The sequence below is a fragment of the Bradyrhizobium sp. G127 genome, assembly GCF_021502575.1.
GTDB lineage: Bacteria > Pseudomonadota > Alphaproteobacteria > Rhizobiales > Xanthobacteraceae > Afipia.
Genome location: NZ_JAKFGN010000001.1, coordinates 861,367 through 875,808, shown reverse-complemented (window position 1 = coordinate 875,808; position 14,442 = coordinate 861,367). Strand labels below are relative to the sequence as shown.

Genomic DNA, 14,442 nt, shown 5'->3' with positions numbered 1-14,442 from the left:
CATCAGGAACTGCGCAGCACTGCATCCAAGAGCAACCCCGCGAACAGCAGCAGCCCCGCATCGCGATTCGACTTGAACAACCGCAGGCACAGCGCCGAGTCATCAATTTGAATCATCCGCACCTGCCATAACAGCTGCGCGGCGAAGGCTGCCAGTCCGATCCACGCCGGCCATTGCGATCCGCCGCGCGCCAGAGCCACACCGATCAGCACCACCGCAAGGCTGTAGAAAATCGTCAGCGCAAGCTGCGTCCGTTCGCCGAACAGCAGCGCCGTCGACTTGATGCCGACCAGCACGTCGTCCTCGGTATCCTGATGAGCGTAGATCGTGTCGTAGGCGATCACCCAAGAGATCGATCCGGCATACAGTATGATCGCCGTTGCATCGATCCGGCCGAGTATAACCGCGAACCCCATCAGCGCGCCCCATGAAAACGCGAGACCCAAGGTCACCTGCGGCCAGTAGGTGATGCGCTTCATGAAAGGATAGATGGCGACGATGGCGAGCGAGCCGATGCCGGTCAGGATCGCGAAACCGTTGAATTGCAGCAGCACCGCGAGACCGACCAGCGCCTGCGCCACCAGAAAGATCGCCGCCTGCGTGACTGTGACCTGACCCGCCGGGATCGGTCGCGACCGGGTGCGCTCCACCTGCGCGTCGAGATTCCGATCCGTGATGTCGTTCCAGGTGCATCCTGCGCCGCGCATCACCACCGCGCCGATGAAGAACAGCGCGAGCACGAGCGGTAACCTGCGCACATCGTGCGCAATGCCCGAAGCCAATGCCGCCGACCACCAGCATGGCAGCAGCAAGAGCCACCAGCCAATTGGCCGATCGAAACGAGAGAGCCGCAGATAGGGTCGCGCCCATAGCGGCGCATGGGTATCGACCCAGTTCGAGGTGGAATCGGCGACGGGGGCTGCGGCGTTGCTCATGCCAAGCCTTCTATCGCATTTTCGAGCGACGGGGGTACCGGTTCGCGTCAGGAAAACGCGTCAAGAAGCCAGAACCGAATCCGACCTTCCGCAAATCACCGGGTGAGGACATTTCCGTTCAGCGTGTCGAAGGTGCTGCCGCCCTTCTTCAACGGCTTGGCTTCCGGAAGCGATGCCGAGCCGAGCGCCTCGCTCAGGCTCGGGCCTGCCGGTCCCGCCGGACCTTGTGCCGCGGCGGAGCAAACCCTCTGCTGCAACTGAGAGGTGTTGGCATGGCCCTTCTTCATCTGCTCGCCGACCTGAGCCGGAATGCCGCACTTTTGCGCATTGGCTTCGACGAACTTGATCATCTTGACTTCGGCCTGCGCGAAATTGCCGATCAGTTTGCAGGCTTCCTGCGGCGGAGCCTTGCGCTTGCCGGCGGCCTGAATCGCCTTGGCCTTGGCCTCGGCGTCCGCGCGCAGCGGCATGAAACCCTTCTGACACTCTTCAGCACCGGGCGGTGGACCGGCCTGCGGTGCCCCGCCAAAGCCGCCACCGCCAACGGGCGGAGCGCCGGTCGAGAATGCGCTCGGTGACGGAGCCGGTCTTGCCGGGGCTGCGGTTGCGCCGTTCACGGGCGGGAACGGAGACGCGGCCGGCGCAGCTCCCACAGGGGGGAACGGTGAAGAGCCGGCGGGCGCAGCCGTCTGCCCCGGCAGCGGCGCCGGAAATGCGCCTTGTGCGCGGACGTCAGCGGCTTGCATGACGAACGCTGCGGCAGTCAGCGACAGGATAAAGCGAGCGGCAGTCACAGGTTCTCCTCCGGCGGGACGCCAGTGTTCCTGGTGATCTTCTACGATTCCCGCCGCCCGTTAACAACCCGACGAATTTGGCGGCAGCGCGGCGGTTCACCACGCAAATCGCTGCCAATTTGCAACCTTTAGGCTAGAACGCGGAACATCCATGGATCTGTAATGCCCAAACTCGACTTCCGCAGCCCCCGCCTTTTCGTCGATGCGCCGCTTGCAGCCGGCGCCGGCATCGCGCTCGATCGGGATCAAACCAATTATCTCGGCAACGTGCTGCGGCTTGCGGCGGGCGCTACCGTGCTGGTGTTCAACGGCCGTGACGGCGAATGGCAGGCCACGCTCGCTGGCCGCAAGCGCCCGGATCGCGCTGAGATCGTAAGCCGGACCCGCGAGCAGGACCACCTGCCCGATCTGCATTACGTCTTTGCGCCGCTCAAACATGCGCGGCTCGACTACATGGTGCAGAAAGCCGTTGAAATGGGCGCCGCAGCGCTGGTGCCGGTGACGACACGGTTCACACAGGCCAGCCGGGTCAATGTCGAGCGCATGCGTGCCAATGTCATCGAGGCGGCGGAACAATGCGGCATTCTCAGCCTCGCCAGCGTATGCGATCCGGAACCGCTGGAGCGCTGGCTTGGGTCGCGCGACGGTCAGCGTCTGCTGGTGTTCTGCGACGAAGACGCGCCGACGGCCGATCCAGCAAAGGCTCTCACACAGGCCGGAACAGCAGCGCCGGGAATCGACGTGCTGATCGGCCCCGAGGGTGGATTTGCCGAGGAAGAGCGCACCCTGTTGCTGAAACAGCCTCGCATCGTGCGGCTCGCGCTCGGTCCGCGCATCCTGCGCGCCGATACCGCAGCGGTCGCGGCGCTGGCCGTGGTCCAGACCGCACTCGGCGATTGGAGACAACCGGATGCGCGCTAAGGTTGCATTCCGGAAGACCTCCTATTAAGCCCTTTTCCGGATCGTCGTCGAAACCCCGCCATTCCCGTGCTAAGGGACTGCCGATTCAAGCCTTTACCCCCCTTTGGACAACGATAATGAGCCAGACCAGTGCCGCAACCGCGACCGGGTCCGCCGCACAGGCGGACGCCCTGCTGCAAACATTTGCGCGGGCTGGCTATACCCATGCGCGACCGCCGATCCTGCAACCGGCAGAGCCGTTTCTCGATCTGTCCGGCGAAGACATTCGCAAGAGCCTCTACCTCACCACCGATGCGACAGGAGAGGAACTGTGCCTGCGGCCGGATCTCACCATTCCAGTGGCGCGCGACTATCTCGCCTCGAAACAAGCAGGCGCACCAGCGGGATTCTTCTATCTCGGTCCGGTTTTCCGCTATCGCGGCGGACAGGCCAGTGAATTCAACCAGGCCGGCGTGGAATCCTTCGGCCGTCAGGATCGCGCCGCGGCCGATGCCGAAATGCTCGCGCTCGGCCTTGAAGCCGCAGCCACCTTCGGAGTCAAGAACGTCGATATTCGCACCGGCGATGTCGCCCTGTTCGCGGCGCTGATCGACGCGCTCGATCTCTATCCGGTCTGGAAGCGGCGGCTCATCAAGGATTTCAACCGCAAGGTCAGCCTCGCGCAGGACCTGCAACGCCTTACGCTGGAAACCGGCAAGACCCGCAACGAATATGAAGGCGTGCTGGCGGCGCTCGCCGGCTCCGACCGCAAAGCAGCGCTGGCGCTCGTTACCGACCTGATGTCGATTGCCGGCACCAGCAATGTCGGCGGCCGCACGGTGTCCGAAATCGCCGACCGCTTTCTCGAACAATCCACACTGAAGGGCGGCGCGCTGCCGCGCGACGCATTGAACCTGATCGAACGCTTTCTCGGCATCGCGGGCGAACCGGATGGCGCGGCCAGGCAACTGCGCGCGCTGGCCTCCGATGCAAAGCTTAACCTCAGCGCCGCCATCGATCAGTTCGAGCGCCGCACAGACTTCATGGTCAAGCGCGGCATCGACACCAAGGTTATCCGCTTTTCCACGGCGTTCGGACGCGGCCTCGATTACTACACCGGCTTCGAATTCGAACTGCACGCCAAGGGCAGCGGCGCGGAGCCCTTGGTCGGCGGCGGACGCTATGATGGGCTGCTGACGCGGCTCGGCGCGCGCGAACCCATTCCAGCGGTAGGGTTCTCGATCTGGATCGAAGCGCTTTCGCAAGGGAGCGCATCATGAGCCCGCCATTCGTCGTCGCAGTCCCGTCGAAGGGACGCCTGCAGGAAAACGCGGAAGCCTTCTTCGCGCGGGCCAACCTGACCCTCGCCAAGCCGCGCGGCGCGCGGGAATATCGCGGGACGATTCCCAGCCTCGACAATGTCGAGATCGCCTATCTCTCGGCCAGCGAGATCGCGGCACAGCTCGCGCGCGGCGCGGTTCACCTCGGCATCACCGGCGAGGACCTGATCCGCGAAAGCATCCACGATGCCGACAAGCGCGTCATGCTGATCGAAAGCCTCGGCTTCGGCAGCGCCAATGTCGTGGTCGCGGTGCCGCAGGCGTGGATCGACGTCCGCACCATGGCGGACCTCGACGACGTCGCGACCTCGTTCCGCGCCCAGCACAATCACCGGATGCGGGTGGCGACCAAATACATCAATCTGACGCGCAACTTCTTCGCCGCTCAGGGCGTCGTCGATTACCGCATCGTGGAAAGCGCCGGCGCCACCGAAGGCGCACCCGCCGCAGGCACGGCCGAACTGATCGTGGACATCACCACCACCGGCGCAACCCTCGCCGCCAACGGGCTGAAGGTGCTCGACGACGGCGTGATGCTGCGCAGCCATGCCAACCTGGTGGCTTCGCGCGACGCCGACTGGTCGGACAGCGCACGCGAGACGGCGCGGATCATCCTCGACCACATCGCCGCCAGCGCCCGCGCCCGCAAGTACAAGGAAGTCCGCACACGCTTCTCGGGCTGCAACGATGCGCTGCTGGCCGAGGCCCATAACAAGTACGGCGTGGTGTCGCCGTTCGGTGGTCCGACTTCGTCGGGCATGGTGACGCTGCACTGCCCGCCAGCGCAGCTCTATGCGCTGGGAAGTTTCCTGCGCGACCACGGCGCAGAAACCGTTTCGATCGCCTCGCTGGACTACGTGTTCGATCGCGAGAATCCGCTGTTCGCCAAACTTCAGGCATTCCTTGGGCAGTAAGTTCAAGGCCCGCGCTTGCGGCGGTGCAACCAACCGCCACAGACCTGCCCTTGGCGACAGGCCGCTGCAATTACCATATGATGCTGCGTACGTTGTGACTGGAAGCTGACCGATGACGCCGAGCGCCGATGTTTCGAACCTGTCAGGAGGCAGCAGCCACACTTCGGCGGCTGCGGGCCTTTCGATTGTCGTGCCCGCCTACAACGAAGCGGCGGGTCTGGCGCTGCTGCACGAGCGGCTGTGCGTGCTCGCGGGAACGCTCCGGCAAAGGTACGGCCTGGCCTGCGAGGTGGTCTATGTGGACGACGGATCGGCCGATGCGACACTGAGCATCGCGCGCGGCCTGCCGCCCAAAGCGATCGACGTGCAGGTGGTGTCGCTGTCGCGCAATTTCGGCAAGGAAGCGGCGCTGATGGCGGGGCTCGATCATGCCCGCCGCGGCGCAGTGCTGTTCATGGACGGCGACGGCCAGCACGCTCCCGAACTGGTGCAGCAACTGGTCAGCCACTGGATCGATGACGGCTACGATGTCGTCTATACGGCGAAAGCACACCGCGACAACGAATCCATCCTGCGGCGCATGGGCGTTCGCACGTTCTACAGCCTGATCAACTGGGGATCACGGCAAAAGATTCCCGAGGATGCCGGCGACTTCCGCCTGCTGTCGCCGCGCGCGGCGGCGGCACTGCGGCAGCTTCCCGAGCGCAACCGCTTCTTCAAGGGCCTCGCGAGCTGGATCGGCTTCAGGCAGATCCGCGTCGATTACGAACCCGAAGCACGCGCCCATGGCGTCACCACGTTCAGCCCCGGCCACTTGCTCGGCCTCTCCATCGAAGGCCTGACGTCGTTCTCGGTGGCGCCGCTGCGCGTGGCGAGCCTGCTCGGCCTGCTGCTCGCCACAGTCGCCTTCCTGTTCGGCCTGTCCATTCTCTGGGAGACCGTCGTCAGCGGTAAATCCGTTCCCGGTTATCCGTCGCTCGTGGTCGGCCTGATGACTATCGGCGGCGTACAGCTCATCATGATCGGCGTGATGGGCGAGTACATCGGCAAGATCCTGTCCGAGATCAAGGCGCGCCCGATCTACTTCGTGGCGGAGCACAGCGTGAAAAGCGCCGACGCCTCCGCCGTCGCCGACAAGACGCCACAGACCGCGGCTGAATGAACGTGGAGACGCCGCCGCGCCGCATCTGGCTGTGTGCCGACGACTACGGCATGAGCCCCGGCGTCAACCGCGCGATCCGCGACCTCATCGACAAGAAAAGACTCAACGCCACATCGGTGATGGTGGTGGCCTCGGCGATCGACCGCGCTGAAATCGACGCACTAACCCAGGCGGTTGCCGCAAATCCCGACTGCGCGGTCGGATTGCACGCGACACTGACCGCGCCGTTCAGTCCGCTCACCATGCATTTCAAGCCGCTCGACGGCGGCCAGTTCCTGCCGCTCGGCAGACTGCTGCGCACGAGCCTGCTGCGGCAACTCGATCGGGAGATCATTCAGGCCGAACTGCTGGCGCAGATCGCCGCCTTCCGGCGAATGTTCGGCCGCCCGCCGGATTACGTCGACGGCCACCAGCATGTCCAACTGTTTCCGCAAATCCGTGATGCATTCCTCGCCGCGGTGAAGGACGCCGCGCCCGGCGCCTGGGTGCGCCAGTGCGGCCGCAGCTTGCCGCTGGCCCGGCGGCTGAACAATCCGAAAGCGCTGCTGCTGGATACGCTGAGCGATACCTTCCGCAGCAAAAGCGCGCGCGCAGGCGTTGCGTTCAATTCCGGCTTTGCTGGCGCCTATGACATGGTCCGCGGCGGCGAGTTCGGTCTCGCCATGCAGGGGTTTCTCGAGGGCCTGCCAAGCGGCGGCCTCGTGATGTGCCATCCCGGTTTCGTGGACGAAACGCTCGTCAGCGTCGACAACGTCACCCATCAGCGCGAACGGGAATATGCCTATCTCGCGAGCGACCACTTTCCCCAACTGCTCACTGCGAACAACGTCACGCTCGATCGCGCTTGAAAGTTCAACGCAACGCCTAAGTCGTTTTGTCGCACTTCGGACAGCGGCTTTCCTAAATTTAATCCACGCCGGGGCTTCTGGCGACACAATGCGGCGTTACATCATGACGCGCATTCGCATGCCGGATGCTTGAGGAGGGAATCATGACGCCGCAGGAACGCCAACTGGTTGACGATCTGTTCGACCGTCTCGCCAAGCTCGAGACGTCACCGCGCGAGCCGGACGCGGAAACTGCAATCATGCAGGGGCTGCGCCGTGCGCCAAATGCCGTCTACGCGCTGGTGCAGACGGTGCTGGTGCAGGATGAAGCCTTGAAGCGCGCCAACGCCCGCATTCAGGAACTGGAAGGCGGCGAACAGGAGCCGCGCCCGTCCGGCGGCTTTCTCGATTCCATGCGCGATGCGATTCTCGGACCCGGTCAGGGCCGTGGTTCGGTGCCGAGCGTCCGTCCCGGCGACGGCTATGGCGCGCAGCGTGGGCCGGTCTGGAACAGCGGTGAGGCGCTCGGCAACGCACGAGCGGCTGACGATCCGCGCATGAATGATCCTCGGCCTAATAATGATGGCAGGTCTGGAAATCCCGGCGGCGGACTGTTCGGTGGCGGCAATACCGGCGGTGGATCGTTTCTCGGCACCGCCGCAGCGACGGCTGCCGGCGTTATCGGCGGATCGATGCTGATGAACAGCATCCGCGGCCTGATGGGCGGCGGATCGCATCAGCAGGGTTTCGGCAATACCGCCGATGGGGGCGCGAGCAAGAGCCCGTGGGACAGCGGCTCGTCATCCAGCGATCTCGCACGCGATGCCGGCGTCAATGACGTCGGCAAGAGCGGCGGCGACAGCCAGCGTCAGAGCTCCTACGACCAGGCGCAGGCGGATGCCGATCAGGACCAAGACCAGGATCAGGACGATGACGACGACTACGATTCCGGCGACTTCGATGACGGCGACAGCGATTTCGCCTGATCGCCTCCGTTAGCAGAAATGAAAACGGCCGCTGAAACCAGCGGCCGTTTTTGATTTCGGTTTCGTTCAGATCACGACGACCTTGGTGCCGACAGGGACGCGGCCATACAGATCGATCACGTCCTCGTTGCGCATCCGGATGCAGCCCGACGACACATTGGTACCTATCGTCCATGGCTCGTTGGAACCGTGGATACGATACAGCGAGGTGCCGAGATACATCGCGCGGGCGCCGAGCGGATTTTCCGGCCCGCCTTCCATGTGGCGCGGCAGATCGGGACGGCGCTTGAGCATTTCCGGCGGCGGCGTCCAGGCCGGCCATTCCTTCTTGGCAGAGATCGTCTTCACGCCTGACCAGGTGAAACCCGGCTTGCCGACGCCGATGCCGTAGCGTAGCGCCTTGCCGCCGCCCTGCACGAGATAGAGAAATTTGTTCGGCGTATCGATCACCAGCGTTCCGGGTGCATGTCCCCTGTTGTATTCAACCACCTGCTTCTCGAATTTCGGATCTATCCCGGGACGGCCCGGCTCGATCGAAACGTCACCCTGCCGCATCTCCTGACGGTACTGCGGGTCCATCGGCGGCAGGCCGCCGCGTGACGGCATCGGCTCATCGTGCTGTTCGTACCGCGGCTGCGCATAGCCGGGGTCGCCCGATTGCCCGCCGCTGAACAGGAATTCGATGAAGCCGCCGCCCATTCTGGATCGCTCCTGATAGGCAACCCGGATCGGCATCGGCGGACTGCCCTGCGGCCGCGCATAGATCACCCGGGGATTTTCGCCCGGCATGTCGTCGTCAAAAGCAAAAGCCTGAATTGAACTAGCGCCGAGACACACCGCGCCGGCGACAAGCGCGAGGGATACTTTTCTGGACATCGACGTACTCTGCACTGTTTCGTCGTTGACGCGCGGACAGCGCGCCTGAACTCGATCCATTTAAGTTTCAATTCGCGTCGGTTTGGTAAACAAAACCGGGTTTTGGATTCACCACGTCCGCATGTCCGCGGTGTTCCTGCCGACAGCGTTTATTTTCGATGAATGCCGCCGCCGCATGGTTAACCGTCGGTATGCGGCGGCTTTCATCTCATGAAGAGAACAGTTCCGCCTGAAACTTCGCGTTAAATGACACCGGGTTACAAACGCTGCATCAGGGATTGGGGAGACCAATGGCTATTCAGCGCAAACGATATCGGATCGAGACCATGCAGTCCGGCGACATGCCTATCATTGACCAAGACGACAGCGACGTTAATCCGCATCATCACCAGATCATGAGCGAATTGCGCGCCATTCGCGCGCAGATGGCGTCTCACCATCGCGGCCCCGCTGCAGAACAGGAAGACGCTCCCTCGGCGCAGGATCTGACGGCGGCCCAGCAGCTTCTCGCGAGCTATCGCGCGCAGATCGAGCAATGCGAAAAGCTCAAGGTCGAGCTTGATCTCATCCATGACGCCATCACCCGCACCAAGCAGGAAATCGCCGTGCTCCACGGCAACAGCTTCAGCGGCGACGAGATGTCGAAAGTCACCGGTGAACTCGGCGCTGTGGTCGGCGGCACCGAAGAAGCCACCCAGCAGATTCTGGAAGCAGCGGAAGCGATCGATCAGGCGGCCACCGCCCTCGGCAAGACGTCATCGCCGGATCAGCACGCCCGGCTCAGCGAGGAAATCCTCGAGCGCGTGGTCAGCATTTTCGAGGCATGCAACTTTCAGGACCTTACCGGCCAGCGCATCAGCAAGGTGATGACCACGATGAAGTTCATCGAGCATCACATCACCGTCATGATGGAGATCTGGGGCGGCGTTGACGCGATCAAGCAGCACGCGCCCGCGATCCTCGACACCCGTGTCGGCGATGCCCGTCTCCTGAACGGCCCGAAGGGTCTCGATGATGTGGGACATGCATCGCAGGACGACATCGACGCGATGTTCAACTAGGACACGCCCCGAAAGCCGACACCGGCGTTCGAACCAGATCAGAACCTTGAAACACAATCAGGATGCAGAAACCCGGACCCGTTTCCGGGTTTCTTGTTTTCAGAACTGCCCTCGGGTCGTGTTTCAGGCGCCAACGGCGCTATGCGGGCTGACCCGGGGATGGTGACAGTCGCATCCTTCCCCGCTGTCTCGCAGTTCATTCGATGGTCAGAACCAGCCCCTGCCCTCAGGCGCGAGGCGCGCAGCGGACATAGACCATGGTTCCGTAACGGCCGGACGCATCCTTGTCGATGAACCGGGTCATCAACACACGTCCATCGAAGGATACGATCTCGCGATCCTTCTCTCCACCGGCGGGACCGGCCGGCCCGATGTAGTTCTTGCCGCTCTGGCTGCCCTTGAGGCGCAGTTCCTGCGGGGTCGCTTCATCCGGCAGATGCATGATGACGCCGCCGGTAGCGCCCTGGCCAATCACATAGGGATTCTTGCACTGGCCGCGCGCCGCTGCTTCGGTACGGACGCGATCGTCCGGCTTGTGGAACGAGGCGAGCCCCCAGCGTCCGACAATCTCATCTGCACGGATGGTCGCGGGAATTTCGGGAGCCGCCGCCGGTTCTTGCACCGTAGCCTGTCCCCCGCCAAACCCGCTGAATCCGCCGAAACCACCCCCGCCGCACGCACCGAGAAAACCTGACAGCACCGATAAGGCCGCCAACGTGATAATTTTGGAGGCGCTGCTTCGTTCGTTCATTGTGGTCATGGTGTCTCCCGGCAAGAACACGTGGCCGCCTGCCAGACCGACAGAACCGCCGTTCACGCTGCGCAAGCTGACCCCCGTCAATACGCTGCGTCCCCTGAATGGTTTCCAGATCATCCTATATTGGCCTCACCAAGGCCTTAAGAGCCTCGCTTGACAGGATCGGCTGCAACCAATATTCCCGAGCCGTCTTTAGCACTCTCGGAGCGCGATTGCTAAGGGCAAGGCTTCATCCCTCAAGGGGGTAGCCATGCCCCCATTATCCACGGCCCGCGCCCCACCGCACGTCAAATTTTACAAGCAACGCCTAAAGGACATCCGATGGCCAAGACAACTTTTCGCCCGCTGCATGATCGTGTCGTCGTCAAGCGCATCGACGCCGAAGAGAAGACCAAAGGCGGCATCATCATTCCCGACAGCGCCAAGGAAAAGCCCTCGCAGGGTCGGGTGGTCGCCGTCGGTCCCGGCGGCCGCGACGAAGCTGGCAAGCTGATCCCGATTGATCTCAAGGCCGGCGATACCGTGCTGTTCGGCAAATGGTCGGGCACCGAAGTGAAGCTCGACGGAGAAGAACTCCTCATCATGAAGGAGTCCGACATCATGGGCGTCCTGAAGTAAGGACGTTCTCGCCTCCCATTGAACCGACATCGACCGTCATCCTTCGAGACTGCGCATTGCGCTCGCACCTCAGGGTGACGGAAACCCACATTATCAGGAGTAAATTCCAATGGCTGCCAAGGACGTCAAATTTTCCGGCGACGCACGCGACCGCATGCTGCGCGGCGTCGACATTCTCGCCAACGCGGTCAAGGTCACGCTGGGTCCCAAGGGCCGCAACGTCGTGATCGACAAGAGTTTCGGCGCACCGCGCATCACCAAGGACGGCGTTACCGTCGCCAAGGAAATCGAACTGGAGGACAAGTTCGAGAACATGGGCGCGCAGATGCTGCGTGAAGTCGCCAGCAAGACCAACGACACCGCGGGCGACGGCACCACCACCGCCACCGTGCTGGCTCAGGCCATCGTGCGCGAAGGCGCAAAGTCCGTCGCCGCCGGCATGAATCCGATGGATCTCAAGCGCGGCATCGACATCGCGGTTGCCGCCGTCATCAAGGACATCGAGAAGCGCGCCAAGCCGGTTGCCTCCTCCGCTGAAATCGCCCAAATCGGCACTATCTCGGCCAACGGCGACGCCACCATCGGCTCCATGATCGCCAAGGCGATGCAGAAGGTCGGCAACGAGGGTGTCATCACGGTCGAGGAAGCCAAGTCGCTCGATACCGAAGTCGACATCGTCGAAGGCATGCAGTTCGACCGCGGCTATCTCTCGCCCTACTTCGTCACCAATCCCGAGAAGATGACCGCCGAGCTGGAAGACGCTTACGTGCTGCTGCACGAGAAGAAGCTCTCCGGCCTTCAGGCCATGCTGCCCGTGCTCGAAGCCGTGGTTCAGACCGGTAAGCCGCTGCTGATCATCGCCGAGGACATCGAAGGCGAAGCCTTAGCCACGCTGGTGGTGAACCGCCTGCGCGGCGGCCTCAAGGTCGCGGCCGTGAAAGCTCCGGGCTTCGGCGATCGCCGCAAGGCCATGCTGGAAGACATCGCGATCCTGACCGGCGGTCAGTTGATCTCCGACGATCTCGGCATGAAGCTCGAGAACGTCACCGTGAAGATGCTCGGCCGCGCAAAGAAGGTCGTGATCGACAAGGAGAACACCACCATCGTCAACGGCGCAGGCAAGAAGCCTGACATCGAGGCGCGGGTGAACCAGATCAAGGCGCAGGTCGAGGAAACTACCTCGGACTACGACCGCGAGAAGCTCCAGGAACGTCTGGCCAAGCTCGCCGGCGGCGTCGCGATCATTCGCGTCGGCGGTGCCACCGAGATCGAAGTGAAGGAAAAGAAGGATCGCGTCGAGGATGCGCTCAACGCCACCCGCGCCGCCGTTCAGGAAGGCATCGTGCCGGGCGGCGGAACCGCGCTGCTGCGCGCCAAGAAGGCCGTCGGCCGCATCAACAACGACAACTCCGACGTGCAGGCCGGCATTAACATCGTGCTGAAGGCGCTGGAAGCTCCGATCCGCCAGATCTCCGAGAACGCCGGCGTCGAAGGTTCCATCGTTGTCGGCAAGATCCTCGACAACAAGAGCGAAACCTTCGGCTTCGACGCGCAGAACGAAGAGTATGTCGACATGGTCGCCAAGGGCATTATCGATCCGGCCAAGGTGGTTCGCACCGCCTTGCAGGACGCGGCCTCGGTTGCCGGTCTCCTTGTCACCACCGAAGCCATGGTCGCGGAACTGCCGAAGGAAGCAGCTCCGGCAATGCCGGGCGGCGGCGGAATGGGTGGCATGGGCGGAATGGGTGGCATGGGCTTTTAAAGCCCACCGTCTTCGCTTTAACGACAGCAAAGGCCGCCTGCGGGCGGCCTTTTTTGTTGTCTGACGTCAAGAAATGCCGCGACAATCCGTCCCGGTTTTGAGATTGTCCGGCGACCAGTGGTCCGATTCCAACATTCGCTTCCCATTTCAACGAGCATCTTTGCGAATGTTGAAATCAAAGGACCACTAGCAACTATAAGTTTTTAGTGGAGTTTGGATTTGACATTCGCGTTGCAAAGCAACCGCAAGGCATGACGCGAATGTCAAATCTACTCCACTGGCAATTCCGCGATTCAGGATCGAGATTATGCGCGCATTGATGATTGGCTGCACCGTCGCTCTTCTGGGCGCAGGATCGTGGACGGCAGCCCATGCCCAGGCGGCCAAGGATGCAAAGGTGGCACCGGCTGCGAGCGACGTGCGCTATTTCAACTCGCTGGGCGATCTTCTCGGCGATCTGCCGGTAGACGCCTTCATCAAGGAAACGCGGCAGGGCGGCAAGGTGGTCTCGGCCCTGCTCGATGTCTGCTATTCGGTATCGACCACCTCGGATCGTAAGGACCGCTTCGCCATCGATTTGAAGGTTGAAGGCGAGAAGCTCAGCGGCAGCGGACAGAGCTTCGAGAACAAGACGCCGGTCACGGTCAGCCTGATCCGCAAGGGCAGCAAATCGACATCGTTCGACGGCAAGATCACGCTCGGAACCGTCCCCAATTCGGTGTCATCACCGGACAACGCCGATGTCGACGAGAACGAATTCCAGCAATCGCAGGTGGTCGATGACGACCTCAGCGAAGCGCCGAAGGATTTCACCCAGGTGTCGCCGCAATCGGTCGCGGTCCGGGTCAAGCGCGAGAATTTCGCCGAACTCGTCAAGAGCCTGAAGACCCAGAACGTCCAGATCGCACTCGACAGCATCGCCACCGATTGCAACGCGCTGCGCTCGGGTTATCAGGTGTTGCGTCTGGTGGCCGATCCCGCGCGCGCCCCCGCGCTGGTCGCGAGCCTGAAGACGGCGACGGGCGTGACCGCCGCCGGCTGGACCTCCGGCACCTATGACATGGAACGCGCGATCCGGTTTGCCGCCGGCGAATGGAGCGACGGCGGAAAACTGAATCGCGACAAATTCGCCGCTGCACTCACAGCCACGGCCGCCAAGGTCATGTCCGCGAAGCCCGGAACATCGGCGTGGAACGATGCCACCGGCGAATTCACCTTTACCTTGAAGCGCCCGAGCCAGCTGGCGCCCGCGCTGGATCTGACCGAGACGTTGGAGATCACCGCGCTGGTCAGCCCGGACAAGCCCGGCACCTCTGACCACCTGATCGTCTGGCTTGCCGTTCCCTCCAGCAAGACCACGGACGAGACGCCCGGCCCACGCCTGCAGTTCTCCGACAATGCCGGCGGCGAGGAAGAAAGCACGTTCAACGACGACGACGGAATGATCAAGGCGATCGCGGCTCAATTGAAGGGACAACGCTGGGACACCGACAAGGCATCGTGGAAATGA

General features: G+C 62.9%; 14 protein-coding genes. 10 read left to right on the top strand and 4 right to left on the bottom strand.

All coding sequences use genetic code 11. The annotated features are described in order from the left end of the window. Positions 1-2: 2 nt before the first annotated feature. Entirely contained in the window at positions 3-935 is a 933-nt protein-coding gene (gene ubiA / locus LVY71_RS04190; RefSeq protein WP_235098473.1) for a 4-hydroxybenzoate octaprenyltransferase, read from the bottom strand. 95 nt (positions 936-1,030) lie between these two features. Then, the gene (locus LVY71_RS04185) at positions 1,031-1,729 is read right to left on the bottom strand and encodes a hypothetical protein (protein WP_235098470.1); all 699 of its coding nucleotides are present in this window, start codon (positions 1,727-1,729) and stop codon (positions 1,031-1,033) included. Positions 1,730-1,891: 162 nt separating this feature from the next. Between LVY71_RS04185 and LVY71_RS04180 the strand changes: the two genes are divergently transcribed. The 6 genes from LVY71_RS04180 to LVY71_RS04155 all read left to right on the top strand — a co-directional run bounded on the left by LVY71_RS04180 (position 1,892) and on the right by LVY71_RS04155 (position 7,858). Continuing rightward, on the top strand, positions 1,892-2,650 hold the full coding sequence (locus tag LVY71_RS04180; protein WP_235098468.1) for a 16S rRNA (uracil(1498)-N(3))-methyltransferase: 759 nt from the start codon (positions 1,892-1,894) through the stop codon (positions 2,648-2,650). A gap of 116 nt (positions 2,651-2,766) precedes the next feature. Beyond that, on the top strand, positions 2,767-3,909 hold the full coding sequence (locus LVY71_RS04175; RefSeq protein WP_235098465.1) for an ATP phosphoribosyltransferase regulatory subunit: 1,143 nt from the start codon (positions 2,767-2,769) through the stop codon (positions 3,907-3,909). Then, the gene (gene hisG / locus LVY71_RS04170; RefSeq protein ID WP_235098463.1) at positions 3,906-4,883 is read left to right on the top strand and encodes an ATP phosphoribosyltransferase; all 978 of its coding nucleotides are present in this window, start codon (positions 3,906-3,908) and stop codon (positions 4,881-4,883) included. The genes LVY71_RS04175 and hisG overlap by 4 nt, the downstream gene beginning before the upstream one ends. Positions 4,884-4,995: 112 nt before the next feature. After that, on the top strand, positions 4,996-6,045 hold the full coding sequence (locus LVY71_RS04165; RefSeq protein ID WP_235098462.1) for a glycosyltransferase family 2 protein: 1,050 nt from the start codon (positions 4,996-4,998) through the stop codon (positions 6,043-6,045). After that, on the top strand, positions 6,042-6,893 hold the full coding sequence (locus LVY71_RS04160) for a ChbG/HpnK family deacetylase (protein WP_235098460.1): 852 nt from the start codon (positions 6,042-6,044) through the stop codon (positions 6,891-6,893). Before LVY71_RS04165 ends, LVY71_RS04160 begins: the two co-directional genes overlap by 4 nt. A gap of 143 nt (positions 6,894-7,036) precedes the next feature. Next, on the top strand, positions 7,037-7,858 hold the full coding sequence (locus tag LVY71_RS04155; RefSeq protein WP_235098458.1) for a DUF2076 domain-containing protein: 822 nt from the start codon (positions 7,037-7,039) through the stop codon (positions 7,856-7,858). Positions 7,859-7,924: 66 nt separating this feature from the next. Here LVY71_RS04155 and LVY71_RS04150 read toward each other — a convergent pair whose 3' ends face one another. Next, positions 7,925-8,734 carry a L,D-transpeptidase gene (locus LVY71_RS04150; protein WP_235098456.1) on the bottom strand — a complete coding sequence of 270 codons (810 nt, stop codon included), beginning with the start codon at positions 8,732-8,734 and terminating at the stop codon, positions 7,925-7,927. 290 nt (positions 8,735-9,024) lie between these two features. Between LVY71_RS04150 and LVY71_RS04145 the strand changes: the two genes are divergently transcribed. Further along, positions 9,025-9,795, top strand: coding sequence for a protein phosphatase CheZ (locus tag LVY71_RS04145; RefSeq protein ID WP_235098455.1), 771 nt, complete (start codon positions 9,025-9,027; stop codon positions 9,793-9,795). Between the two features lie 226 nt (positions 9,796-10,021). Here the strand turns inward: LVY71_RS04145 and LVY71_RS04140 are convergent, their stop codons facing one another. Then, positions 10,022-10,555: a hypothetical protein gene (locus tag LVY71_RS04140; protein ID WP_235098453.1), complete on the bottom strand. Its 534-nt coding sequence runs from the start codon at positions 10,553-10,555 to the stop codon at positions 10,022-10,024. A 318-nt stretch (positions 10,556-10,873) separates the two neighbouring features. Here LVY71_RS04140 and groES point away from each other — a divergent pair, with 318 nt between their 5' ends. The 3 genes from groES to LVY71_RS04125 all read left to right on the top strand — a co-directional run bounded on the left by groES (position 10,874) and on the right by LVY71_RS04125 (position 14,442). Continuing rightward, a complete protein-coding gene (gene groES, locus LVY71_RS04135) occupies positions 10,874-11,170 on the top strand; it encodes a co-chaperone GroES (protein ID WP_235098451.1) in 297 nt (98 codons plus the stop codon). A gap of 109 nt (positions 11,171-11,279) precedes the next feature. Then, positions 11,280-12,932 (top strand): chaperonin GroEL, encoded by a 1,653-nt coding sequence (gene groL, locus LVY71_RS04130; RefSeq protein WP_235098449.1) that lies wholly within the window; start codon positions 11,280-11,282, stop codon positions 12,930-12,932. A 307-nt stretch (positions 12,933-13,239) separates the two neighbouring features. Continuing rightward, positions 13,240-14,442 carry a hypothetical protein gene (locus tag LVY71_RS04125; protein WP_235098447.1) on the top strand — a complete coding sequence of 401 codons (1,203 nt, stop codon included), beginning with the start codon at positions 13,240-13,242 and terminating at the stop codon, positions 14,440-14,442.